Raw genomic sequence first — 22,695 nt, 5'->3', positions numbered from 1 at the left:
GCCTGTATACAGAATGGAGGGATCATGAGCTATGACCGCCTGACCCATCCACTGGTGCGTGAGAACGGCGTGCTGTGCAGGGCGAGCTGGGACGAGGCCCTGGAGCGGGCGGCGGAGGGCTTCCGCCGCAACCTCGCCGCACATGGGCCCGACTGCTTCGCCATGTTGTCGTGCGCCCGTTCCACCAACGAGATGAACTACGTCGGGCAGAAGTTCACCCGCGTGGTGATCGGCACCAACAACGTGGACTCCTGTAACCGCACCTGCCACGCGCCGAGCGTGGCGGGGCTGTCGGCGGTGTTCGGCAGCGGTGGCGGCACGTCCTCCTACCAGGAGGTGGAGGACACCGATGTGATCGTGATGTGGGGTTCGGCGGCGCGTAACGCCCACCCCATCTTCTTCCAGCACGTGCTGAAGGGCATCCACAACGGCGCGCGGATGTTCGCGGTGGACCCGCGCCGCACCGGCACCGCCCAGTGGGCCGACCTGTGGCTGGGGCTGAACGTCGGCACGGACATCCCCCTCGCCCACGCGGTGGCCAGGGAGATCATCCACGCCGGGCTGCACAACGAGGCGTTCATCGAACGGGCCACAAGCGGGTTCGAGGAGTTCAAGGAGTCGGTCGAGCCCTGGACGCTGACCGTCGCCGAGCAGGTCACCGGCGTGCCCGCGCACGCCATCCGCGAGCTGGCCCACGCCTACGCCCGCGCCGACCGCGCCCAGCTGTGCTGGACGCTCGGCATCACCGAGCACCACAACGCCACGGACAATGTACGGGCCCTGATCAACCTGGCCCTGCTCACCGGCCACGTCGGCCGCTACGGCTCCGGCCTGTCACCGCTGCGCGGCCAGAACAACGTGCAGGGCGGCGGCGACATGGGCGCCATCCCCAACCGCCTGCCCGGCTTCCAGGACCTCCTCGACCCCGCCATCCGGGCGCGTTTCGAGAGCGCGTGGGGCAGGGAGATCCAGCCCCGCTACGGCCTCAACCTCACCGAGATGCTGGAGGCCATGGCCGAGGGCGAGGTGACCACCTGCTACCTCATCGGTGAGAACCCCGTGCAGTCCGAGGCCGACTCGCTGGCCTGCATCAAGCGACTGTCCATGCTCGACCACCTGGTCGTGCAGGACATCTTCCTCACCAAGACCGCCCAGATGGCCGACGTCGTGCTGCCCGCGAGCGCCGCCTGGTGCGAGGCGGACGGCACGTTCACCAACAGCGAGCGCCGGGTCCAGCGGGTGCGCAAGGCCCTGGATCCCCCGGGCGAGGCGCGCGACGACATCTGGATCATGTGCGAGCTGGCCCGCAGGCTGGGCCACGACTGGCACTACGACGGCGCCGAGGAGGTCTGGAACGAGCTGCGCGCCATGTCGCCCCAGCACCACGGCATGACCTACCAGCGGCTGGCCGACCTGCAGGGCATCCAGTGGCCCTGCCCGTCGGAGGACTCGCTGGAGCCGCCCTACCTGCACGGCAGGCTGTGGGAGAGCGACCCGGTCAAGCGGGGCACGCCGGCGCCGTTCGCGGTGCTGCGCCACTCGCCGCCGGTGGACCTGCTGGACGAGGAGTATCCGCTGCGGCTGACGACCGGGCGGCGGCTCGACTCGTACAACACGGGCGTGCAGTCCTCCGGGTTCGCCTCTCCCCTGCGCCGGGGCGAGACGGTGGAGCTCTGCCCCGAGGACGCCGACCGGCTCGGCGTCGTCGCCGGCGAGGAGGTGCGGATCACCTCGCGGCGCGGGTCGGTGGTCGCGCCGGTGTTCATCGACCCCGCCCTGCGGCCGGGGCTGGTGTTCATGACCATGCACTTCCCGGACGAGGTGGACACCAACTCCCTCACCATCGAGGCCACCTGCCCGATCGCGGGCACCGCCGAGTTCAAGGCGGCGGCCGTACGCGTCGAGAAGCTCGTGAAGGCCGGGTGATCAGATGGATCTGAGGTTCCGCGGCGCAGAGCCGTCCGAGGAGGAGCGCGCGGCCGTCGACGCCCTGCTCGGGCCGCCCGCGTCGGCATGGGACGGCGGCGGGAGGACCGAGGCCGACCTGCGGGTCGCCGTACGGGCCGAGTCGCAGCGCGACATGCTGCTGCCCGCGCTGCACGCGGTCAACGACCGCGTCGGCTGGATCAGCGAGGGCGCGCTCGACTACATCTGCCGCCGCCTGACCGTGCCGCCCGCCGAGGCGTACGGGGTGGCGACGTTCTACTCGCTGTTCTCCATGGAGCCGCGGCCGAAGCGGGTGCTGCACGTCTGCACCGACCTGGCCTGCCAGGCCAAGGGCGGCGAGGACGTACGCAGGCGGGTGGAGGAGCGGCTCGGCCCGCCCGGCAGGTCGTGGCACGAGAGCCCCTGCCTGGGCCTGTGCGAGCGGGCCCCCGCCGCGCTCGCCCTGGAGGCGGGCACGCCGCCCAAGGCCCAGGTGTACGCGCCCGCGAACGCCTCCCTGACCCTCGACTCCCCCACCCCCAACGGCACCACCCCCAGCCTCGACGTCGCCGGTGACGCCCCGGTGGCGGCGGCCGTGCCGCAGGCCGGGCAGGACGGGCTGACCCTGCTCAGGAGGGTCGGCACGACCGATCCCGCGAGCCTGGACGACTACCGGGCGGCCGGCGGCTACACCGCGCTCAGGAGGGCGTTCGAGCTGGGGCCGGCCGGGGTCATCCGGGAGGTCCTGGAGTCGGGGCTGGTCGGCAGGGGCGGCGCCGCGTTCCCGACCGGCCGCAAGTGGGACGCCACCGCCCGCCAGCCCGACCACCCGCACTACCTGGTCTGCAACGCCGACGAGAGCGAGCCCGGCACGTTCAAGGACCGGGTGATCATGGAGGGCGACCCGTACGCGCTGGTGGAGGCGATGACGATCGCCGCCTACGCCACCGGCTGCGCCAAGGGATACCTCTACATCAGGGGCGAATACCCCAGGGCGACCGCGCGGCTCCAGCACGCCATCGCGACCGCCCGCGCGCGGGGCCTGCTCGGCGACGACATCCTCGGCAAGGGCCTGTCGTTCGACATCGAGCTGCGCAGGGGCGCGGGCGCGTACATCTGCGGCGAGGAGACCGCGATCTTCAACTCCATCGAGGGGCAGCGCGGCGAGCCGCGCAGCAAGCCGCCGTTCCCCGTGGAGAAGGGGCTGTTCGGCAAGCCGACCGTGGTCAACAACGTCGAGACGCTGGTCAACGTGCTGCCGATCCTGGAGCGCGGCGCCCGGGCGTACGCGGCGGCCGAGCCCAAGCTGTTCTGCGTCTCGGGCGCGGTCGAGCGGCCCGGCGTGTACGAGCTCACGTTCGGGACGACCCTGCGCGAGCTGCTGGACCTGACCGGCACCACCGGCACCACCCGGGCGGTGCTGCTCGGCGGCGCGGCCGGCGCGTTCGTCACCGACCTGGACATCCCGCTCACCTTCGAGGGCACCAGGAACGCCGGGGCGACGCTCGGCTCCGGCGTGGTGCTCGTCATCGACGACACCGTGGACATGAAGCGGCTGCTGCTGCGCATCGCGGAGTTCTTCCGCGACGAGTCCTGCGGCCAGTGCGTGCCCTGCCGGGTGGGCACCGTACGGCAGGAGGAGGCCCTGCACCGGCTCTCGCGCCGGGTCTCTGACGACGATCTCGTGCTGCTGCGCGAGGTCGGCCAGACCATGCGGGACGCCTCGATCTGCGGCCTCGGACAGACCGCCTGGAACGCCGTCGAATCGGCCATCGACCGTCTGGGAGTGTTCAAATGATCCCGCTCCAGCCGCCCCGGCGGCTCATCGACGTCCAGATCGACGGCGAGGACGTACGCGTGCCGGAGGGCTCGACGATCCTCGACGCCTGCCACGCGGCGGGCAAGGACATCCCCACCCTCTGCTACGGCGACACGCTGACCCCGAAGAACGCCTGCCGCGTCTGCGTCGTGGAGGTGGAGGGCGCCAGGACGCTGGCGCCCGCCTGCTCCCGCAAGGCCGAGGCCGGCATGAAGGTCGGCACCGATACCGAGCGGGCCCGGCAGAGCCGCAAGGTGGTGCTGGAGCTGCTCGGCTCCTCCGTGGACCTGTCGACCACCCCCCGCGCCGCCGAGTGGACCGAGGAGTACGGCGCCGACCCCGCCCGCTACGGCGACGACGCGGCCACGGTCGAACAGCCCGCGAAGGTGGACAACGACCTCTACGTGCGCGACTACAGCAAGTGCATCCTGTGCTACAAGTGCGTGGACGCCTGCGGCGACCAGTGGCAGAACACCTTCGCCATCGCCGTGGCGGGCCGCGGGTTCGACGCGACGATCTCCACGGAGTTCGACGCGCCGCTCACCGACTCGGCCTGCGTCTACTGCGGCAACTGCGTGGAGGTGTGCCCGACGGGCGCGCTGTCGTTCAAGACCGAGTTCGACATGCGGGCCGAGGGCACCTGGGACGAGTCGCGGCAGAGCGAGACCACGACGGTCTGCAGCTACTGCGGGGTCGGCTGCAACCTGACCTTGCACGTGCAGGACAACAAGATCGTCAAGGTGAGCTCGCCGCACGACAACCCGGTGACCAAGGGCAACCTGTGCGTCAAGGGCCGCTTCGGGTACGGCTATGTCTAGGGCGCTCGTCCGGGCCGGGGGGAGCGCTCATGTCTAGGGTCGCGGTGAAACGGCGGATCCTGCGGGTCAAGGACACCGCCCGCACCCCCAGGATCGACTCGCTGGCCGCCGAGGAGCCGCTGGAGATCCGCCTCGACGGCACGCCGCTGACGGTCACCATGCGCACCCCCGGCGACGACTTCGACCTGGCCGCCGGGTTCCTGGTCAGCGAGGGGGCCGTGGGCGCGGCGGACGACATCGCCACGATCCGCTACTGCGCGGGCGCGACGGTGGACGACGGCAACACCTACAACGTGCTCGACGTGCGGCTGGCGCCCGGCGTGGCGGCGCCCGCGCCGCGCAACTTCTACACCACGTCCTCCTGCGGCGTCTGCGGCAAGGCGTCGCTGGAGGCGGTACGCACGGTGGCTCGCTGGAGCGCCGCGGACGACCCGGTCGAGCTGGCGCAGCCGACCGTCGCCACCCTGCCGGACCGGCTGCGCGCGGCCCAGCGGGTGTTCGACCGCACCGGGGGCCTGCACGCGGCCGGCCTGTTCACGTCCGACGGCGAGCCGCTGTGCGTGCGCGAGGACGTGGGCCGGCACAACGCGGTGGACAAGCTGCTCGGCTGGGCCCTGCGCAACGACCGGCTCCCCCTGCGGGGGACGGTGCTGATGGTGTCGGGCCGGGCCTCGTTCGAACTGGTGCAGAAAGCGGTCATGGGGGGCATCCCGGTGCTCGCCGCGGTCTCGGCGCCGTCGTCGCTCGCGGTCGAACTGGCCGCGGAGGAGGGGCTGACGCTCATCGGGTTCCTGCGCGGGGACTCGATGAACGTCTACACGGGCGAGCGCCGCCTGAGCATCGCCTCGGGCGCCGGCTATGGCTCGGCCGGCGCGCACTCACCGGGGTGATGGCGGGATGCCGCACGGCGCTCTGGCCCCCAGCCGCCGTCGGCATCCCCTCCCTGCTTATGGCCTCCACTCCGTGGAGGCGGGCTCGGTCGCTCCGAGCCAGGGGAGGATTTTGACAACCGTTTTCATTTTGGCGCATACTGACTCACATGATGTCAGGATTTTCCCGGTCGTACGCTGTCGGACTGCTGGCCGGGGCCACCCTCCTCACCACCGCCGCCTGCGGATCCGGCTCCGCCGAGACCGCCGCAGGGGGCCGGCCGGAGGTGGTCGCCGCGTTCTACCCGCTCCAATGGCTGACCGAGCAGGTGGGAGGATCCGACGCCCACGTGACCGTCCTGACCGCCCCCGGCGTCGAGCCGCACGACCTCGAGCTGAGCATCCAGCAGGTGACCGAGCTCCAGAAGGCGACGCTCACGGTCTACATCAAGGGCGTCCAGCCCGCCGTGGACGACGCGGTCGAGGCCGACAAGAGCTTCGACGCCGCCACGGCCGTCACGACCCTGCCCGCGAGCGGGCACGAGGAGGGTGAGGAGGAGCACGGCCACGAGGTCTCGTACGACCCGCACCTCTGGCTGGACCCCACCCGCCTGGCCACCGTCGCCACCAAGCTCGGCGAGCGCCTGGCGGCCGCCGACCCGGCGCACGCGCAGGCGTACAAGGACCGCGCCGCCAAGACGGCGGGCGCGCTCGGAACGCTCGACCAGGAGTTCGCCAAGGGTTTGAGCACGTGCAGGACCAGGTCGCTGGTCACGGCGCACGAGGCGTTCGGCTACCTGGCGGACCGTTACAAGCTCAAGCAGGTCGGCATCACGCTCGACCCCGAGACCGAGCCGTCGCCCGCGCGCATCTCCGAGGTGGCCAAGCTGGCCAAGGCCGAGGGCGTGACCACGATCTTCACCGAGTCCCTGGTCAGCCCCAAGGTAGCCGAGGTGCTCGCGAACCAGGTGGGCGCCAAGACCGCCGTGCTCGACCCGCTGGAGAGCCGCCCCTCCGGCGATTACCTGTCCGCCATGCGCGATAACCTCAAAACCCTACAAACAGCACTGGGGTGTACGGCATGAGCGAAACGGCCTTCGCGATGACCGACGGCCGGGTCTCCTTCGACGGCAAGCCCGTCCTGCGGGGGATCGACCTGACCGTCTGCCCGGGCGAGGTCGTCGCCCTCCTGGGGGCCAACGGCTCCGGCAAGTCGACGCTGGTCCGCGCCCTGCTCGGCATCACGCCGCTGACCGGCGGCTCGACGCTGATGTACGGGTCCCCGCCGGGCAGGTTCCGCGACTGGTGGCGCATCGGCTACGTGCCGCAGCGGCTCCAGGTCGGGGGCGGCGTGCCCGCCACCGTACGCGAGGTCGTGGCCTCCGGCCGGATCGCCAGGCAGAGCCGTTTTCGCCGGACCAGCCCGGCCGACAAGGCCGCCGTGGCCGATGCGCTGGAGGCCGTCCGGCTGGCCGACCGCGCGAACGACCCCGTCCAGTCGCTGTCCGGCGGCCAGCAGCAGCGGGTGCTCATCGCCCGGGCGCTGGCCGGGGAGCCGGACACGTACGTGATGGACGAGCCGACGGCGGGCGTGGACGCCGACACGCAGCAGCTGCTGGCCGACACGCTGGCCGGGCTGGTGCGCGACGGCAAGACGGTGGTGCTGGTCGCGCACGAGCTGGGGCCGCTGGAGCCGATCATCACGCGCGGCGTGGTGATCCGCGAGGGCCGCGTCGCGCACGACGGCAGGCCGCCGCGCCCGGAGGGCGACTGCGCCCGGCCTGGCCACGAACACCAGCATCCGCACGCGGCCACACCGGCCGCGGGGCCGTTGACCGGCTGGCAGGGGGAGGCGCCGTGAACGGCCGCCGACGGAGGGAAGCACGATGATCATGGATCTGCTCCAGGAGCAGCTCTTCCAGCTCGCCCTGGTGGCCGCGCTGCTGGTGGGCCTGTGCGCGCCCGCCGTGGGGACGTTCATCGTGCAGCGCAGGCTGGCGCTGCTGGGTGACGGCATCGGCCACGTGGCGCTGACCGGCGTCGCCCTCGGCTTCCTGACCGGCACCACGCCCGTGCTCACCGCCGTGATCGTCTCCGTCGTCGGGGCGGTGGCCATCGAGCTGGTCCGGGCGCGCGGGCGCACCAGCGGGGACGTGGCGCTGGCGCTGCTGTTCTACGGCGGGATCGCGGGCGGCGTCATGCTCATGGCCATCGCGCCGGGCGGCAGCAACGCCAAGCTGAACTCCTACCTGTTCGGCGCCATCGCCAGCGTCACGGTCCAGGACATCTGGGTCATCGCCGCGCTGGCCGTGGCCGTGATCGGCGTGGTCGTGGTCTTCGGCAGGGAGCTGTTCGTGCTCTGCCAGGACGAGGAGATGGCCAGGGCGAGCGGCCTGCCGGTCCGCTTCCTCAGCCTGCTGATCGCGGTCACCGCCGCGCTCACCGTCGTGATCGCGATGCGCGTGGTGGGCCTGCTGCTGGTCAGCGCGCTGATGGTGATCCCGGTGGCCACCAGCCAGCAGCTCACCCGGGGGTTCCGCACGACGATGGGGCTGGCCATGCTGTTCGGGGTGCTCGCCTCGGTGGGCGGTCTGCTCGCCTCCACCTACTCGGCCAAGGTGCCTCCCGGCGCGGCGATCGTGCTTCTTGCTCTCGCCGGCTTCGTCCTGGCCCTCGGTGTCGGTAAATTCGTACGGCGAGGCCGTACCCAGGAGTCGACAGTGAGCGAGCGACCGAAGATGCGCGTGGAGGAGGTCGCATGACGACGAGACGCGACGCTGTGCACGACACCCTCCGCAGGAGCGAGGGGTTCCGCAGCGCGCAGGACGTCTATGCCGAGATGCGCCTGCACGGGGCCAAGATCGGCCTGACCACCGTCTACCGCGCCCTGCAGGCGCTGGCCGACGGCGGGCAGGTCGATGTGCTGCGTACGGACGAGGGCGAGTCCGTCTACCGCGCGTGCGCCAGCGACGTCCATCACCACCACCTGGTCTGCCGCCGCTGCGGCCACACGGTGGAGGTGGCAGGGCCCGCGGTCGAGCGGTGGGCCGAGGCGGTGGGCAGCGAGCACGGCTTCACCGAGATCACCCACACGGTCGAGGTCTTCGGCACCTGCGCCGGCTGCTCCAAGGGCTGACCGGCGTCAGCCCTTGGGGGCCTTCGACACCTCCTGCCGGTGGGTCTCCTTCCGGCGGGGCTCACCGGGCTCCGGCGAGCGGGTGCGGGAGCCGTACAGGACTCCGAGGACGATCACCGCGCACCCGGCGAGCTGCAGCGCCGACGGCCGCTCCCCCAGCGCCACCGCGGACAGCGCGACGGTCGTCATGGGCTGGATGAGCAGCAGCAACGCGGTGAGCGCGGCCGGCTGGCGCGGCAGCGAGAACGTGATCAGCGACCACCCCAGCACCTGCGGCCCCAGCGCGAGCAGCAGCAGCCACCCGTGCGCCGGCCAGCTCGGCACGAGGTCGGCGCCACCGAAGAGCGGGCTCAGCAGGGCGATGGCCACGGTGGCGACCACCGTCGCGTGCGCCAGCGGCCCCACCGACCGCTGCGGCCCGGCCTTCATGAGCAGCAGGAACGCCGCGTACGAGATGGACGTGGCGACCCCGGCCAGCACGCCCATGACCGGATCGCGCCCGTAGGCGGCGCTGTCGAACACCCCGGAGATGAGCACCACCCCCGCGAACACGACCGGCGTCGCGACCATCAACCGGGAGGACGGCCGCTCCCCGAACAGCGCCCAGGCCGCGAACGCCACCAGGAACACCTGCAGGTTCCCCAGGACGGTGGCCAGCCCCGCGCCCACGTAGTCGATCGCGTGATGCCAGAACAGCAGGTCGAGCGCGAACACCACGCCCGCCGGCCAGGCCAGCACCAGCCCCTTGAGCGGCAGCGGCCCCAGCCTGCGCCGCTCCAGCCAGGCCAGCACGATCATGGGCGGCACGGCGTACGCGCAACGGAACAACGCGGACGTGGCAGGCGATACACCTGAGAGCCGGACCAAGGGGGCGGAGGTGGAGATGATCAGTGCACCGACGATCGCGATCAGCACGATACGGCGATGTGCACTCATAGAAACCCCCGTACGGCCATGCAGGAGATACAGTGCGACCACGCTAGAACCCGGCGCGGACAGGAGTCAACATGCCGTTTGGCCATGACATGGTGCATTCTTTGGCCACCGTTGTCGAGCTGGTCAACACCTCGCCCTCCACCGGGGGCGAGGAGGGCCTGGCCGGCCTGGCCGAATTGCAGGCGTTCGTGGAGTCCCGCCAGATCAGCGGCGTCACCAAGCTGACGCCCCGCGACCTGGGCCAGGTGCGGATCGTACGAGAGGCGTTCCACCGCGTCTTCACCGCCCCGGACCAGCCCACGGCGGTCCGCACCCTGAACGCCCTGCTCGCCGAGACGCGCATCACGCCCCGGCTCACCGAGCACGACGGCCACCCGCTGCACGTGCACTACTTCGCCGCGGACTCCACCCTGGCGGAGCACGTGGCGGCGGACTGCGGCGTCGCCCTGGCCCATCTGCTGGTGGAGGGCGAGGTCGAACGCCTGCGCACCTGCTCGGCCCCCGACTGCGACCGCGTCTTCGTCGACGAGTCCCGCAACCGGTCCCGCGTCTACTGCGACAGCCGCACGTGCGGCAACCGCATGCACGTAGCCGCCTACCGCGCCCGCCGCCGCGCCTGACCCCGACGAAGCCCGGGGTCCCCTCGATCTCCGCCCGGCGCTTGTACGGACTTGTACGGATGATTCGGCCAGGGCTTCACCGGCCGGGGGGTTTTCGTCAGCGTGGTTCCAGCAGCGACCCGTCGCGGAGCGCACGGCTTCGCGCGAGCAGAGAGGAACCCCGTTGTCCAGACTCACCAAGGCCGCGTTCGCCGCGGCGGCGTTGTCCGGCGCTCTCGCTCTGACGGTCACGGCCGCCGCCGCCGTGTCCAGCTCCCAGTCCGGTACGCAGACCAGCGTCCAGTCCTACACCGGGGAGAGCAGCCCATGGACCGCCCAGACGGTCGGGGCCTGGGGGAACATCCCGACGGCGGTTGTCAACGTGACCGTCCCCTCGGGAACGACGCGATTCATCGATGCCCGCTTCACCGCCGAGTCCGTCTGTGCCGGCGACGCCAGCGCATGGTGCTCCGTGCGCATCGTCGTGACCAACTCCGCCGGGACGACCACCGAACTGCAGCCGGTCACGAGCACGGACTACAGGTTCGACAGCCCCGGTGGCGCCGAGGAGGCGCACGCCCTCGAACGGTTCTCCGCCCCTCTGGGCCCGGGCACCTACACCGTCCGGGTGCAGGCCCTGCGTATCACCGGCATCAGTCAGTTCATCCTGGACGACTACGCGTTCGTGGTCGGCCTCGTCGAGCCCTGAGGCATGACGACACAGCGATGACCAGCGTTCTCGGGCGATCTACGCGAAGGAGGACGGCCCAGCGTCCTTGCTCGAGGGAGATCCACATGCCCGTCCCGGTGAAGCCGTAGTGCCGATACAGGCCGTCCAGCGGGTCGGCGCCGGAAGCCGGGTGCCAGAACAGGCCCCACGCCGGCCGGAGGTCGCCGGTGTGGATCCGCAGGGACTCCTGGACCCTGGCGGGGCCGAAGCCGGATCCGGCGCCGGGTTCGAGCAAGTGCCGCAGGAACTTCGCCAGGTCGGCCACCGTGGAGAAGACACCGGCACTTCCGCATACTCCGCCGAGCACTCGTGCCGAGAAGTCATGCACGGCGCCTCTGCGGAACGTGCCGGCTTCCTCGTCGTGCTCGGTGGGGGCGCAGCGCGGGACGAGGTCCGCCGAGAGGCCTCTGATTCCCGGCCGCCGTCATGCCACGCCGAAGGGGTTGTCGATGACGTACCGCCAGTGCCCGTCCCCTCCGCGGCGGGCGACGTCGGTGGCGGTGCCCTCGATGTGGACCTGCTGCCCGTCCCGGTCCACACCGTCGATGACCCAGTCCACGATCAGCAGGGCCGTGTCGCCCGCGGCGTAGACGTGCCGCGGCCGGACCGTGATCGGCACCCCCAGGGCCATGAAGCGGGCGTTGGCGGCCTGGGCCTGCGGGCCGGTCAGCGGGGTGCCGGGCTCGGGTACGAACACCGCCCCGCTCTCGTAGACCTCGGCCACGGCCGCCGGGTCGCCGGTGTTGAAGCGGTCGGCGAACGCGGCAGGCACGTCCTCGGGGCGTTCGGCGAGTTGGCGCATCGCAGTCTGCACGTCCTTCCGGCAGGTAGAAATCGGGTGGATGTGGAAACGCTAGGAGGCGCCCTCGTGACTCACCAAACGGTTGGCCACCCCGGCCTGCCCGACGATCCTCGGGCCGAGGTCACCGAGCCGGACCCGTCGTGCCCGGTGGAGATCGCGCTCGCGGCGCTGCGCGGGCGGTGGACGACCCTCGTCATCCGCGAGTTGCTGCGGGGCGAGCGCGGGTTCACGGAGCTCCGCCGGGCGCTGCCGGAGTTGTCGGACAAGGTGCTGTCCGATCGGCTGGCGCAGCTCATCGACGCCGGGGTGCTCGAACGTCACCGGAGGTCTGGATGGCCGGCCCGTACGCACTATCGGCTCACCCCGCACGGGCGCCGCCTCGGGCCCGTCCTCCAAGCACTCTGGGACTGGGGCGCCACGGCCGGGAGCGATCGCGGGTGAGCCCGGCTTTGCGCGGGCGGCGGATTGCCCTAGAGTGAGGATCACTCTGATCAGGAGCTCCCCAGAAGTGCGCCGCAGAACGGGAGCCCTGCCTCCCCGTCGTGGAGGGCCTGGAGGGGCGGCATCGATTCCGCATGCCCCTTCACGGAGGTACCTCATGAACGTCGGTCTTGGCCTGCCCATCAGCGACCCCGCGGCGCTGCTCGACTGGGCCCGGCGCGCTGACGCCGGCCCCTTCACCACCCTCGGTCTCCTCGACCGGCTCGTCTACGACAACCCCGAACCGCTGATCGCCCTCGCCCTCGTCGCCGGGGCCACCACCCGCGTACGCGTGCAGACCGAAGTGCTGCTCGCGCCCCTGCGCGAGCCCGCCCTGCTGGCCAAGCAGGCCGCGACCCTGGACCGGATGTCCGGCGGGCGGCTGGTGCTGGGGCTCGGCGTGGGCGGCCGCGAGGACGACCACCTGGTCGCGGGCACCGACCTCCGTACCCGGGGACGGCGGCTCGACGAGCAGATGGCCGTCATGCGGCGGCTGTGGTCCGGCGAGCCGTACGGTGCCGGCGCCGGCATGATCGGACCGCTGCCCGCCCGGCCGGGCGGGCCCGAGGTGCTCTTCGGCGGCTTCCAGCCGGCCGCGCTGGCGCGGGTCGCGCGCTGGGGCGACGGGTTCCTCGCCGCCGCCGCGCCGTCGTGGGCCGGCGGGCTCATCGACACGGTCCGGCGGTTCTGGCGGGAAGCCGGACGGTCCGGCGCGCCCCGCATCGTCGCCCAGGTGAACGTCGCGCTCGGCTCCGAGGACGTCGTCACCGAGGCCCGTACGGCGATGGGCGCCTATTACGAGTTCACCGGCATGGCGGAGCGGATGGTCGCCGGGATGCTCACCACGCCCGGGCAGATCCGCGAGTGCGTCGCGCAGTACGCGGAGCTCGGCGTGGAGGAGGTCATGCTCTACTGCTACGGCAGCGACCCGGATCAGGTGGACCGGCTGGCGGACGTGGTCAGCACCCTTTGACGCCAGCGCGTCGCGTGCTCGGCTGGGAACCGCCCTCCTGAGGGAAGTGGGGCGCCCTTTGGGAAGCCCTACAGCAGGGCCAGCATCCGGTCCGCCTGCGCGGGCCGGATCTCCGGGCGGCAGCGCAGCAGCCAGTACAGCGCCATCAGCCGCCGGCACTCCGTGAGCCTGGCCGCCTCCCCGGCGGTCAGCTCCAACCGGTCGAGTACGGCGGTCAACCCGGCCGGATCGTTCTCCCAGACCGAGATGTGCTCAGTGACCTCGGCCAGCTCGAACGCGCGGTCGCTGCGCCCGGAGTACTCGAAGTCGATGACCCGGACCCGGGTGCCGTCCCACAGGTAGTTGGCCAGGTTCCCGTCGCCGGTGCCGAACACCGGGGTGCCCGGCTGCGCGAACATCGCCTCCAGGCCCGGCCCGGCCACCCAGTCCGTGGCCGCGCGGAGGGCCTCGGCGGTCGCGGGTTCGGGCGTGGCCGCGGAAGCCCAATCGCGTACTTGCGAAAGGAGATGGACCGGGTGCCCGGCACGCGCCGGCACCCGGTCGAGCACCCGGGACGGGATCGAGTGCTGGACGCCCGTGATGGCCTCGGCCAGGGCGTCGACGCGTTTCCCCGCGATCTCCCCGCTCACCGTCGCGCCGTCCAGGCGGGACATCACCACGGTCGGCGGATCGGCCGCCAGCTCGGCGGTCACCGGCGCGGGGGCCAGGCCGGGATCGTGTTCGTCCAGCAGCTCCAGGGCGCGCCATTCGCGTTCGGGCTCGCCGTAGCCCGACGACCGGTATCGCTTGATCACCACGTCGGACCGCACCTCGATGGAATGGCCGCCCATCCGCCCCCCGATCTTGTCGAATGGGACGACATGCTAGAGCAATCACCCGAAGTCGCGGCGGCGCAGAGCCGCGAGGGCGCCGCCGACGAGCAGCGCCGTGAGGGCCGTCAGGGTGAGGGCCGGGCGGAGGTCGAAGGGCGTTCCGAGCATCGGGTTGGGGATGTAGTGGAACGGCTCCAGCGGGGTCCCGTGCCACAGCCCGTACAGGGGGCTGACGACCTTGCCGAGCCCGGCGGTCAGGAGCCAGACGATCCAGGAGATCGCCACGCTCGCCCTCGGCAGCAGCCCGTACGCGAGCGCGCAGACCGCCCCCACGCACCAGGCCGCCGGCACGGCGCTCAGCGCTCCCACCAGGAAGCGGGGCAGGTCGCGGGCGAGATCGCCGACGAGCAGCGAGTACAGCGCGCCGAACACGAGCCCGGCGACGGCCATCAGCGCCGCCGTGCCGAGCCCGGTCACGACCAGGTGACCGGCCGCCCAGCGCAGGCGGGTGATCGGGGTGGACTGCACGGTCTCCGCGCGGCCCGAGGTCTCCTCCGAACGCAGCCGCAGCGTCATGAGCACCGGGTAGAGCGCGACGGCGTACGCGATGATGAGGATCAGGTACCACGAGTACGCGCCCAGCGCGGTGGACGTGTCGGACACGCCGAGGAGGCTCGTGATGCTCCGCACCACGAGGCTCGGCCGCGAGAGCAGGTCCTGGGCGAGCGGGCTCAGCCCGGCTCCGGCCGCGGCGAAGCACGCGACCCCGGCCGCCCACTTGGCCAGCAGAGCGCGGTGCAGCCGCCAGGCCAGGCTGATCGGGCCGCGCAGCTCCGGCGCCGACTCCCGGCCCAGGCGCTCGGGCAGCAGGCCCTCGCCGAGGTCGCGGCGGTCGAGCAGCCGGTACGCGACCGCGTACAGGACCACGCTGACCAGCACCGACACGCCGAGCAGCCACCACCGCTCGTCCTGGTAGGCCCGCACCAGGTGGCTCCAGCCGATCGGCGACAGCGCCTTCAGCCAGTACTGTCCGGTCGCGTCACCGGCGTAACGCATCACGTAGGCGGCGCCGAGCGCGGCCAGGCTGATCGCGGTGGCCGTGCGGGCGCTGCGCGCGAGCTGCGCGGCCACCGCCGCGACGGCGCCGAACACCCAGCCCGCGACCGTGATCGCGGCCCCGTAGGCGACGGTCCCGACGAGCTCGAACCCGAGCCCGACGAGCACGGCCCCGGTCAGCACCCCGCCGGCCAGGCTGATCCCGCCGGCGACCAGCAGAGCGGCGGTCAGGGGCGCGTGGCGGCTCACCATGCCGGAGCGGACCAGCTCGGCCCTCCCCTCGTCCTCCTCCCTGCGCGTGTGGCGGACGACCGACATGAGGGCCGCGAGCGCGCTCGCCACGTACAGGAACCCGCCGCTGCGCCACGTCGCGATCACCTCCAGCCGCGGCTCGATGAGGCCGCCGCCGAGTGCCCGCAGGAAGACGTTCCTGGTGGCGAGTTCGACGTAGGTGAGCTTCAGCTCGTACGTGCCCATGGCCCGGTTGACGTAGGACACCAGAGCCAGGGCCAGGGCCACGATCAGGAGGATCCACCAGGGCGCGATGCCCCGCTCGCGGCGCAGCGCCAGGCGGACGAGGTGGCCGGTGCCCGCCAGAGCTCCGGCCCGGCCTTTTCGTGCGTCAGCCATTCGGCATCAGCTCCTACTCACGAGTACAGCCAACTGTTCCGGTGAACAGCAGGCTATACCCGCGTATAGGCGCCAGCCAGCCCTGGGCCCCGATCTCCAGATCGGGGCCGGTCAGACCGGGTTGGGCAGCGCCCCGCCGTAGCGCCTGTCGCGCTTGGCGAAGGTCTCGCAGGCCTCCCACAGATCCCTGCGGTCGAAGTCGGGCCACAGCCGGTCGAGGAAGACCATCTCGGCGTAGGCGGACTGCCACAGCAGGAAGTTGGAGAAGCGCTGCTCCCCCGACGACCGCACGAACAGATCCACCTCGGGGATCTCCGGCTCGTCCAGGTAACGCGCGAACACCTTCTCGTTGACCTTGGACGGCTTGACCCGCCCGGCCGCGATGTCCTCGGCCAGCTTGACCGCCGCCTCGACGATCTCGGCCTGCCCGCCGTAGTTGACGCAGAACTGCAACGTCAGCTTGCTGTTGCCGACCGTCATCTCCTCGGCCGCCTGCAGCTCCGAGATGACGCTCTTCCACAGCCGCCCCGGCTTGCCCGCCCACCGCACGCGCACGCCCATGGCGTTGAGCTCGTCGCGCCGCCGCCGGATGACGTCGCGGTTGAACCCCATGAGGAAGCGGACCTCGTCGGGCGACCGCCGCCAGTTCTCGGTGGAGAACGCGAACGCGCTCAGATAGGGGATGCCCAGCTCGAGCGCCCCCTCGATGACGTCGAACAGCGAGGACTCGCCCGCTTTGTGCCCCTCGATGCGGGGCAGCCCGCGGGCCTTGGCCCAGCGGCCGTTGCCGTCCATGATGATGGCGACGTGCTTGGGCACCAGGTCGCGCGGGATCGGCGGGGGCGTCGCGCCCGACGGATGCGGGGTCGGAGGTCGTACGTTCACACAGGCTCCCTTTCGACGTGTCGGAGAGAGCGTATTCCGTGTTCGAGGTGCCATTGCAGATATGCGGCAACGAGCCCGCTGCACTCGCTCCGGTGACGCTGCTCCGAGGCGTCGGCGGTGGCCCAGTCGCCCCGCAGCAGCGCCGTCATGAGCCCGATCGTCTCCCCGGCGGGCACGGCCGAGCCGGCCGGCCGGCACGCCCCGCACACCACGCCCCCCGCGACGATGGCGAACGCCCTGATCGCCGGCGCCTGGCACTTGGCGCACGCGTCGAGCGCGGGCGCGTAGCCGGCCACGGCCAGCGAGCGCAGGAAGTACGCGTCCAGGACCAGCCGGGCCTCGTGGCCGCGGTCGGCCAGCGTGCGCAGCCCGCCCACCAGCAGCAGGAACTGCCGCAGCGCCGGCTCCTTCTCCCCGTGCGTCAGCCGGTCGGCGGTCTCCAGCATCGCGCTGCCGGCGGTGTAGCGGGGATAGTCGGCGGCCAGCGTCTCGCCGTAAGGTCTGATGGTCTCCGCCTGCGTGACGACGTCGAGCGTACGGCCGGTGTGGAGCTGCAGGTCGACATGCGTGAACGGCTCCAGCCTGGCGCCGAAGCGGGACTTCGTGCGGCGCACGCCCCTCGCCACGGCCCTGATCTTGCCGGTGCGCTTGGCCAGGATGGTGACGATGCGGTCGGCCTCACCGAGCTTCTGGGTGCGTAGAACTACGCCTTCGTCACGGTAGAGACTCACTCGGACATCTTACGGCCGCACCCAAGCGACGTTACGGGCATGCTCTGGTGACGCGACTTTACGTCACCCTCACTAGACTTTGACGTCTGTCCCCGGATTACCCGTTGTTCAACCCCCCGCTACCGCCTCGAAAGGGAGTCATGACCCGCGTGGTCCTGCTGGGCGCCTCGCCCGGCCCCGACACCTCTCCGACCGGCCTGAGGCTGGCCGCGCTGCCAGGCAATCCCACCGTGGCCGAACGCCTGCGCAGCCAGCTCACTTCCATGGATCCGCGGCTCGCCACGATCGAGTCAGGCGACGTGGCCGCCGCCCTGCGCGCGCTGGCCGACGTCGCGGAGGCCGCGACGGAGAACCTCTTCATCATCCCGGAAAACTCCGTCGTCCACGACGAGCTGATCTACCAGATCACCAAGGCCAAGCGCGGCGCGCTGGCGCTCGTCGCCAAAGAGCCGCGGCCGGAGGTGACAGAGGAGGCGCAGGAGGACGTCGTCCCCATCGACGAGGCAGAGCCCGAGATCGGCCTCGGCCGCCTCGAGGGGCTGCCCGTCCGCTCGCGCGTCGGCAAGTCGCGCGTGGTCTCGGTGGGCACCGCTCGCCACGCCGTGACCAGGCCCAACGCCATCCTGCTCGGCCCGCTGCACGTCAGCGCCCGCAACGCGCCCGTCCTGGCGCAGACCTGCCGCGAGCTGGCCGCGATGGCCGACACGTTCGGCGAGGACGACGACCTGGTGCAGCTGATCGTGTTCGGCCTGGTGCGCAACGGCGTGTCGGTCGGCATCAGGGGCCGGCGCGACCTGTTCTACCGCCGGGTCACGACCCAGGAAGAGGTCAACGAGGCCGGCGCCGAGATGGCCGGCATGGACGAGGACCGGGCCAGGCTCAACAACGCGGTCAAGGGCGCCGACGGCTTCTTCACCACGTACTTCGTCTCCACCTACTCCCGCTTCATCGCCCGCTGGGCGGCCCGGCGCGGGCTGACGCCCAACCAGGTGACGCTGATCTCGATCGCGCTCGGCGTGGCCGCCGCCGCCTGCTTCGCCACCGGCGACCGGCCGTGGATGGTGCTGGGCGGCGTGCTGATCTACTTCGCGTTCGTCTTCGACTGCGTGGACGGGCAGGTCGCCCGCTACGCGCGCAAGTTCGGCGTGCTGGGGGCCTGGCTGGACGCCACGTTCGACCGGTTCAAGGAGTACGTGGTCTTCGCCGGGCTCGCCATCGGCTGGGTCGTCTCGGGCAACAGTGACGACATCTGGATCCTGGCGCTGGCCGCGATCGGCCTGCAGTCCGTACGCCACCTGCTCGACTTCTCCTTCGGCGTCGCCAACCGCCGCAAGCCCCCGTCCCCGCTGCCCACGCTGGCACTGGACGCGCCCGACGACCGCGCCCTGCGTCAGGCCCTCACGCGCCGCAAGGTCGAGCGCAGCCAGGGTCTGCGGGGCGTGCTCAAGATGTGGACCAAGGCCGGCAAGTTCCGCGCCGTCCACTGGGCCCGCAAGATGATCGTCTTCCCCATCGGCGAGCGGTTCGCGGCCATCGCGATCACCGCCGCTCTCTTCGACGCCCGGATCACTTTCATCACCCTGGTGATCTGGGGCTCCGTCGCCGCCGCCTACACTCTCACCGGACGCCTCATGAGGTCGCTCGTATGATCACCCAACCGCAGGCCATGGCCACCCCCACGCCGGACCCCGACGAGGAACGCCGTCGCATCCAGACCGCCCGCCTGCTCGCCTACCGTGACGACGGCCCGCTCGCCCACGCCCTCGCCGGCAAGCTCGGCAAGGGCCTGCCGCCCGTGCCCGCCACGCTCGTGGCCCTCCTGGCCGTGGTCGCCTTCCTGGTCACCGGCCTGCTCGACCAGGGCGGCCCCATCCTCCTCCTGCCCGTCGCGACCACGCTGCTGCTCGTGCTGCCGACCACGCCGCGCGACCACCTGGGCCGCTTCGACTGGCTGACCCCGCCGCTGCTGCGCGGCGCCGAGTTCCTCGCCATGATCGCGATCGGCCTGGCCGCGGACGCGCCCAAGTGGCTGCTGTTCGTGCTCGTCTACGTCGTGGGCTACCACACGTACGACACCGTCTACCGGACCCGGCAGAGCATCTGGCCGCCCGCCTGGGTGTTCCACGCGGGCCTGGGCTGGGAGGTGCGCCTGCTGGTCATCGGCCTGGGCGCCGCGCTCGACATCCTGACGCCCGTGCTGGCGGTGCTGACGGCGTACCTCTTCGTGCTGTTCGCCGTGGAGAGCGTGACCAGCTGGGTCCGCCTCGACAAGGCCTCCGCCCAGGCGGGCGCCGACGCCGAGCAGGACCTCGAGGCCTCCCCGGAGGACCAGCTCGAACAGGCCACCGGCGAGGCGGACAAGGGGTAGGTGGGCCAGGGGCCACCCGCCCGTTGCCCGATTACCAAGTGGGCCTGCTGACACCCGCCCCGAGCACAAAGGGCTTCCCGAGGGGAGCGCTTCGCGCTCGGGGCTCAGGCGTTCTCATCCAGGCGCCTTCCGGCGCAACCCCCGCGCCTACGGCGCCATCGCGCAGCCCACCCGTTGACCGGCGAGGCGGTGGGCCGACTGACACCCACCCAGACCGACACGCCTCCGGCCACCCGCTGGCCTGACCGCGACCCCAGCGACCTGCCGTGAAGCGCCACCCAGTCCGCGACGGGCCAGAACTGCTGGTCGGATCCCGCAAGCTTCGACGAGATGGATCCGCTCCTCGCGCTGCCCACGACACCGAAAGACCGCTGGGCGGTCGAGCTGCTGGATCACGCCTTCGGCATCTCGATGACCTGCACGACCGGCAGCGGCTGGGCCGGCGACCAGGTCGACGTCCCGCTTGACAGGGCGAGCACGACGGATCGGATCTCGACCTCAGCGCCTGATCCGGGCAACCTGGTGCCGCAGCATCCAACGTTTACCCCATGGCCCAGGCGTCGCTGTTTGGATCATGCTTCTCGCGATAAGAGCTGCTCAGTACGATCCTGGGATCTCAGGAGCTTTCCACGAAGCGCGCGCCCGGCCCGGGCGTGCGGCAGATGTCTTCCGGGGCGAGGTGGCTGTGCCCCGCAGCGCACTCGAGGACGACCTTGACCGGCTCGTCGCAGGAGCTCGCATCGTCGACGGGCCGGTGCCGGACGATGACCGACGGGCCCTGCGGGTCGGCGAGGTACGTGTCGCCCCATTCCAGGAGCGCCACGAGCGTGGGCCGCAACGCCCGGCCCTGCTCGGTGAGCTCGTAGGCGAAGCGCTGCCGATCCCCGGGCTCCTGATAGGGCACGCGGCGCATCACTCCCGCGGTCACCAAGGTCTCGAGCCGGGTCGCCAGGAGATTTCTGGCGATCCCGAGGCGGGAGTGGAACTCTCCGAACCGGCGCGCGCCGTCCAGCGCTTCACGAACGATCAGCAGCGACCAGCGCTCCCCCACCACCGAGAGGGCGCGCGCCACCGAGCAGTTCACTGGGTCGATTCGCCGCGTCTCCATGGGACGAGTGTACCCATCTGGGTTTACAAGTTGTACTTAGCCCTCGTAGACTCCCGGCCTGAGTTGAAGAACTAAACTCATATAGGAGATCGACCATGCCCATGCTCGACGTGTACATTCCCGACGGCGCGCTCCAGCCGGACGCCGAGGCGGCCCTGCTCAACCGCATCACCGAGATCCTCGTCCGCAACGAGGGATTCGACCCCGCCGACCCGGTGAGCCGTTCCGTCTCCTGGCTCTGGCTGCACCGACCGGCCGGCATCTACGTCGGCGGAGAACCCGCGGACGCACCTCGCTACAAGGTCGTCCCGTCCGTCCCCGAGGGCCAGCTCGACGAGCAGAAGCGTGCGAGCGTCATCGCCGAGGTCACCGAGGCGATCCTCGACGCGGAGAACGGCGCCTGGCCGCGTGACGCCAGCCGGATCTGGGTATTCCCCACCGAGATCCCCGAGGGCCACTGGGGCGGCTGGGGCCAGATCAGGCCGCTCGCAACGATCCTCGCCCGACTCACCGGCGACGACACCAAACGGGCCCGTACGCTCGCGCGTGAGCGGATCGCTGCCACCCGAGCCGAACACGCCCGCCTGCCCTGATGAGCGGCGAACGAAGTGGGGATCGATGCGGTTGAGCCGGGAGCTGTCGGTCGGCGTGTAGGCGAGTTCGACGTTGTTCGCATCTTTCCAACCGGCATGCCCTGCGCGGACAGCAGCACCATCTGGGCCCGCCGCCAGGTCACCACCGACCCGGCGCGTCACGTCACTACGGGGCAAATATTCTCTGATGCGGCACTAGCTGCCGCGTGGCAATGGGAACTGAATCGCGCGCTCCGGGGCATCGAGCCAGATCCGCTGCCCATCGGGCGTGACGCTCATGCCGAAGCTGTCGCGGCCCGGCTCTCCCCAGCTCACCCAGCGAAAGTAGGCGCCTGTGACCTCGTCCCACAGGGGACGGTCGCCGAGCTGGTACACCTCATATTCCTGATGACCGGGCGTGTAGGTGACCAGCGTCCACACGCCAGGATCGCTCTGGTCCATCACCCATAGCAAGAGCTGGTCGCCCTCCCCCTTGAAGGTGACCTGCAAGCCCGTGAGGGCGGCCATCGCGAGCAACGCCCCTGCGGGAGCGTAAGCGATCGTGCGCGGGTCGATCCGGGTGGTGAGGTCCTGGCCGTTGCCGTCGTCCGGGATGGCATCGGGCGGGCGCTGGGAGCGCATCATCATGTACGCCGCGAAGCCCGGGAATCGGCCGTGGGCGGTGCCGTCCGGCATCACGGTGAGCCGCAGCCCGTGTCCGTTTCCGAGTCCTGGACAGTACGGCAGCACGATCACGCCGCCCGGCCTGGTCTGCTCGACCCAGGCATAGGGCACGGTGCGGACGCCACACGTGACGTGAACTCGGTCGAACGGCGCACGGTCTGGGCAGCCCTTCGCGCCGTCACCAATGATCATGTGTGGCTGGGCTCCGGCCGCGACCACGTTCTTGGCCGCCTGCTCGGCGACGGCCTCGTCCACCTCGATCGTCGTCACCGACCCGTGCTCGCCGAGGAGATGCGTCAGCAACGCGGCGGTCCAGCCGGTGCCGGTGCCGATCTCCAGCACGCTCTGTCCGGGCACCGGATCCAGCCATCCCAGCAGGTCCGCGACCGTGCTGGGCGCGGATGCCGAGGAGGTGGGGTCGTTCGAACCTGGCATGATCTCGCCTGCCCCGTCGCTGACCTGGGTGACGATCACGGAGTCGCTGTAGACGGCGTTCCACCATGCTTCCGGGTCGGCGTCACGGTCGATGATCTGCTCGACCTCTGCGGCGCCGAGAAGGGCTTGCGCGTACCTGGGAATGAAGGGATGGCGGGGCACAGCCCGCATCGCATCGAAGATGCGTTCAGTACGTTGAGCGGCCGGCGGAATTTCCGCGATCATCTGCTCGATCCGCTGCCCAACGTTCTGCGGTGTCACTTCTTACTGCCGCCGTGCTGGCCGCCCCTTGGGTTTCTGTCACCTTGCTGAGGCTTGACCGGCTC

At 71.2% G+C, this 22,695-nt stretch carries 24 protein-coding genes; 15 read left to right on the top strand and 9 right to left on the bottom strand.

What is annotated here, in order from left to right:
* Positions 1-24 precede the first annotated feature (24 nt).
* From HD596_RS26435 to HD596_RS26400, 8 genes are all read left to right on the top strand, one after another.
* Positions 25-1,926 (top strand): molybdopterin oxidoreductase family protein, encoded by a 1,902-nt coding sequence (locus HD596_RS26435; protein WP_185071997.1) that lies wholly within the window; start codon positions 25-27, stop codon positions 1,924-1,926.
* A gap of 4 nt (positions 1,927-1,930) precedes the next feature.
* Entirely contained in the window at positions 1,931-3,724 is a 1,794-nt protein-coding gene (locus tag HD596_RS26430) for an NAD(P)H-dependent oxidoreductase subunit E (RefSeq protein WP_185071996.1), read from the top strand.
* Positions 3,721-4,563 (top strand): 2Fe-2S iron-sulfur cluster-binding protein, encoded by an 843-nt coding sequence (locus tag HD596_RS26425; RefSeq protein WP_185071995.1) that lies wholly within the window; start codon positions 3,721-3,723, stop codon positions 4,561-4,563. Before HD596_RS26430 ends, HD596_RS26425 begins: the two co-directional genes overlap by 4 nt.
* Positions 4,564-4,592: 29 nt before the next feature.
* Positions 4,593-5,453, top strand: coding sequence for a formate dehydrogenase accessory sulfurtransferase FdhD (gene fdhD, locus HD596_RS26420; protein WP_185071994.1), 861 nt, complete (start codon positions 4,593-4,595; stop codon positions 5,451-5,453).
* 149 nt (positions 5,454-5,602) lie between these two features.
* Positions 5,603-6,517: a metal ABC transporter substrate-binding protein gene (locus tag HD596_RS26415; protein WP_246554843.1), complete on the top strand. Its 915-nt coding sequence runs from the start codon at positions 5,603-5,605 to the stop codon at positions 6,515-6,517.
* Positions 6,514-7,293 (top strand): metal ABC transporter ATP-binding protein, encoded by a 780-nt coding sequence (locus HD596_RS26410; RefSeq protein WP_185071993.1) that lies wholly within the window; start codon positions 6,514-6,516, stop codon positions 7,291-7,293. Before HD596_RS26415 ends, HD596_RS26410 begins: the two co-directional genes overlap by 4 nt.
* 28 nt (positions 7,294-7,321) lie before the next feature.
* Entirely contained in the window at positions 7,322-8,194 is an 873-nt protein-coding gene (locus HD596_RS26405) for a metal ABC transporter permease (protein WP_313047587.1), read from the top strand.
* Positions 8,191-8,568 (top strand): Fur family transcriptional regulator, encoded by a 378-nt coding sequence (locus tag HD596_RS26400; protein ID WP_185071991.1) that lies wholly within the window; start codon positions 8,191-8,193, stop codon positions 8,566-8,568. Before HD596_RS26405 ends, HD596_RS26400 begins: the two co-directional genes overlap by 4 nt.
* A 6-nt stretch (positions 8,569-8,574) precedes the next feature.
* Here HD596_RS26400 and HD596_RS26395 read toward each other — a convergent pair whose 3' ends face one another.
* Positions 8,575-9,504, bottom strand: coding sequence for a DMT family transporter (locus tag HD596_RS26395; protein WP_185071990.1), 930 nt, complete (start codon positions 9,502-9,504; stop codon positions 8,575-8,577).
* Between the two features lie 92 nt (positions 9,505-9,596).
* On the opposite strand from HD596_RS26395, the gene HD596_RS26390 reads away from it, so the two are divergent.
* Complete coding sequence (locus HD596_RS26390) at positions 9,597-10,124, top strand: CGNR zinc finger domain-containing protein (RefSeq protein WP_313047585.1); 528 nt, start codon at positions 9,597-9,599, stop codon at positions 10,122-10,124.
* 163 nt (positions 10,125-10,287) lie between these two features.
* A complete protein-coding gene (locus HD596_RS26385; RefSeq protein ID WP_185071988.1) occupies positions 10,288-10,812 on the top strand; it encodes a hypothetical protein in 525 nt (174 codons plus the stop codon).
* On the opposite strand, the gene HD596_RS26380 is transcribed toward HD596_RS26385, so the two are convergent.
* Positions 10,766-11,245, bottom strand: a complete 480-nt coding sequence (locus HD596_RS26380; protein ID WP_185078736.1) for a serine hydrolase — start codon at positions 11,243-11,245, stop codon at positions 10,766-10,768. The genes HD596_RS26385 and HD596_RS26380 overlap by 47 nt on opposite strands.
* 12 nt (positions 11,246-11,257) lie before the next feature.
* Entirely contained in the window at positions 11,258-11,635 is a 378-nt protein-coding gene (locus HD596_RS26375; RefSeq protein ID WP_185078735.1) for a YybH family protein, read from the bottom strand.
* Positions 11,636-11,701: 66 nt separating this feature from the next.
* Between HD596_RS26375 and HD596_RS26370 the strand changes: the two genes are divergently transcribed.
* Both HD596_RS26370 and HD596_RS26365 read left to right on the top strand, forming a co-directional pair.
* A complete protein-coding gene (locus HD596_RS26370) occupies positions 11,702-12,076 on the top strand; it encodes a winged helix-turn-helix transcriptional regulator (RefSeq protein ID WP_185071987.1) in 375 nt (124 codons plus the stop codon).
* A gap of 157 nt (positions 12,077-12,233) precedes the next feature.
* Positions 12,234-13,088, top strand: a complete 855-nt coding sequence (locus HD596_RS26365) for an LLM class flavin-dependent oxidoreductase (RefSeq protein WP_185071986.1) — start codon at positions 12,234-12,236, stop codon at positions 13,086-13,088.
* A gap of 68 nt (positions 13,089-13,156) precedes the next feature.
* Here HD596_RS26365 and HD596_RS26360 read toward each other — a convergent pair whose 3' ends face one another.
* From HD596_RS26360 to recO, 4 genes are all read right to left on the bottom strand, one after another.
* Complete coding sequence (locus HD596_RS26360; protein WP_185071985.1) at positions 13,157-13,918, bottom strand: phosphotransferase family protein; 762 nt, start codon at positions 13,916-13,918, stop codon at positions 13,157-13,159.
* Positions 13,919-13,960: 42 nt separating this feature from the next.
* Entirely contained in the window at positions 13,961-15,586 is a 1,626-nt protein-coding gene (locus HD596_RS26355) for an ABC transporter permease (protein ID WP_185071984.1), read from the bottom strand.
* 111 nt (positions 15,587-15,697) lie between these two features.
* Positions 15,698-16,471, bottom strand: a complete 774-nt coding sequence (locus tag HD596_RS26350; RefSeq protein ID WP_185071983.1) for an isoprenyl transferase — start codon at positions 16,469-16,471, stop codon at positions 15,698-15,700.
* Positions 16,468-17,202, bottom strand: coding sequence for a DNA repair protein RecO (gene recO, locus HD596_RS26345; RefSeq protein ID WP_185071982.1), 735 nt, complete (start codon positions 17,200-17,202; stop codon positions 16,468-16,470). The genes HD596_RS26350 and recO overlap by 4 nt, the downstream gene beginning before the upstream one ends.
* A 140-nt stretch (positions 17,203-17,342) precedes the next feature.
* On the opposite strand from recO, the gene HD596_RS63885 reads away from it, so the two are divergent.
* Together HD596_RS63885 and HD596_RS63880 are read left to right on the top strand one after the other, a co-directional pair.
* Entirely contained in the window at positions 17,343-18,851 is a 1,509-nt protein-coding gene (locus HD596_RS63885) for a CDP-alcohol phosphatidyltransferase family protein (RefSeq protein ID WP_185071981.1), read from the top strand.
* Positions 18,848-19,570, top strand: a complete 723-nt coding sequence (locus HD596_RS63880; protein WP_185071980.1) for a DUF5941 domain-containing protein — start codon at positions 18,848-18,850, stop codon at positions 19,568-19,570. The genes HD596_RS63885 and HD596_RS63880 overlap by 4 nt, the downstream gene beginning before the upstream one ends.
* Before the next feature lie 616 nt (positions 19,571-20,186).
* On the opposite strand, the gene HD596_RS26330 is transcribed toward HD596_RS63880, so the two are convergent.
* Positions 20,187-20,678 (bottom strand): winged helix-turn-helix transcriptional regulator, encoded by a 492-nt coding sequence (locus HD596_RS26330; protein ID WP_185071979.1) that lies wholly within the window; start codon positions 20,676-20,678, stop codon positions 20,187-20,189.
* Between the two features lie 95 nt (positions 20,679-20,773).
* On the opposite strand from HD596_RS26330, the gene HD596_RS26325 reads away from it, so the two are divergent.
* Positions 20,774-21,271, top strand: coding sequence for a tautomerase family protein (locus tag HD596_RS26325; RefSeq protein ID WP_185071978.1), 498 nt, complete (start codon positions 20,774-20,776; stop codon positions 21,269-21,271).
* A gap of 195 nt (positions 21,272-21,466) precedes the next feature.
* Here HD596_RS26325 and HD596_RS26320 read toward each other — a convergent pair whose 3' ends face one another.
* Complete coding sequence (locus HD596_RS26320; protein WP_185071977.1) at positions 21,467-22,630, bottom strand: methyltransferase domain-containing protein; 1,164 nt, start codon at positions 22,628-22,630, stop codon at positions 21,467-21,469.
* Positions 22,631-22,695: the final 65 nt, after the last annotated feature.

The organism is Nonomuraea jabiensis (genome assembly GCF_014204795.1).
GTDB lineage: Bacteria > Actinomycetota > Actinomycetes > Streptosporangiales > Streptosporangiaceae > Nonomuraea > Nonomuraea jabiensis.
Note: the sequence above shows the minus strand (reverse complement) of the source record. Positions and strands in the feature narration are given on the sequence as shown.